A 1362-nucleotide genomic window follows, 5' to 3' on the forward strand; every position below is an offset into this window, starting at 1 on the left:
CGATCCTCGCCCGTGAGCTGGAGCTGTGCTACACCCCAATCGCCCTGGTGACCGACCTTGACGCCGGAGTCGACGCGGCCAACGCGGTCAACCACACAGCGGTGCTACGCATCTTCGCCGCGAACGTCGAGCGACTACGCGAGGTGCTCTACCAGGCGATTCCGGCGCTGCCACCCGACCCGTTCACCTGCGCCTGCGGGCGAGGCCACGAGGGCGTCCCGCTCCCGATCACCCTGCCCTGACCCAAGACAAAGCGCTGGCTTCATCACCCGACCAACGGGGTCAGTTCGCCAGGTTGGTTGGGCGAACGTTGGTGGAGCTATCACGTCCGGTCTGTTCGTTCAGTGCCGCGGTCATCACGCCACCCTCCTCAGCGGGCACCACGCCCGGCGGGTCAGGCCCGAAACACCTTGTGATCCCCCGACCTATTGCTGGTTCCGCCGGGCGTGCGATACGCCCGGCGGAACCGCAGGTGTTTATCCGAGTGTGAAGCGGAAGAAGCGGGGGCGGTAGATGCCGGGGTCGCGGTAGTGGTCACCGTCGGGCGAGACGCGGGTGTCCATGCTGTTGACGTTGTACGACGCGATGAACGTGTCGCCGGAGCTGAACGCCGCGTGCACGTGGGCGTTGTACGAGATGACGTTCGGGTTCCAGTAGCTGCCGTATGGTCCGGGTTCGGGCATTCGGTAGACCGGGGTCTTCTGGGTGAAGGGACCGTAGGGTGAGCAGGACGTCCAGGCGTTGATCTGGCCGCTGAACGCCTGGGTGCTGTCCTGGCTGAGCAGCAGGAACTGTCCGCCCCAGGGGGTGACGCTGTATTCGTTGGCGATGCCGGTCAGCAGGTTGCGGGAGTTCTGCTCACGCATCGTCCAGCCCCACGGGGTGTGGTATTGCCAGGTGCCGGTGGCGAGGTCGCTGCCGTAGACGCGGGCGATGCGCATCTGCTTGTTGATCGGCGAGTCGTCGACGCCGTAGATGTAGGTGTAGCCGTCGCCGCTGCGGCTGGCCGGCAGGAGCGCCGAGCCCCAGGCGACGCCGCTGGCCGAGGGTAGCTGTCGGACGCTGACCGGGGTTCGTAGGTTGGACAGGGCGAAGTTCGCCACCACGTTGCGGTTGAACCGCCAGTCCCAGGCGCCGGAGCCGAAGCGCTCGTATTCCTGGTACACCACCTGGAGTTGCCCGCCGGAGAGGTGACCGTCACCGACCCAGTACCACTTACCTGGTCCGGAGGGCGGCATCAACGCTCGCGGAGCCCCGGCGGTGCCGCCCTGGTAGGTGGTCAGGGTCCCGCCGCTCTGCACCACGAATGTGTTGTTCACCAGCGGTGCGCTGACCGGGCGGGTGCCGTCGCCGTTGAGCGGT

Annotated in this window: 2 pseudogenes; one reads left to right on the forward strand and one right to left on the reverse strand. The window is 66.9% G+C overall.

What is annotated here, in order from left to right:
- A pseudogene (locus ABZ749_RS35260) lies at positions 1-242 on the forward strand (5'-methylthioadenosine phosphorylase); the annotation flags it as partial.
- A 234-nt stretch (positions 243-476) separates the two neighbouring features.
- Here ABZ749_RS35260 and ABZ749_RS35265 read toward each other — a convergent pair.
- Positions 477-1362: pseudogene (locus ABZ749_RS35265) on the reverse strand (hypothetical protein); the annotation flags it as partial.

Origin of the sequence: Micromonospora sp. NPDC047753, assembly GCF_040642735.1 — a bacterium.
GTDB lineage: Bacteria > Actinomycetota > Actinomycetes > Mycobacteriales > Micromonosporaceae > Micromonospora.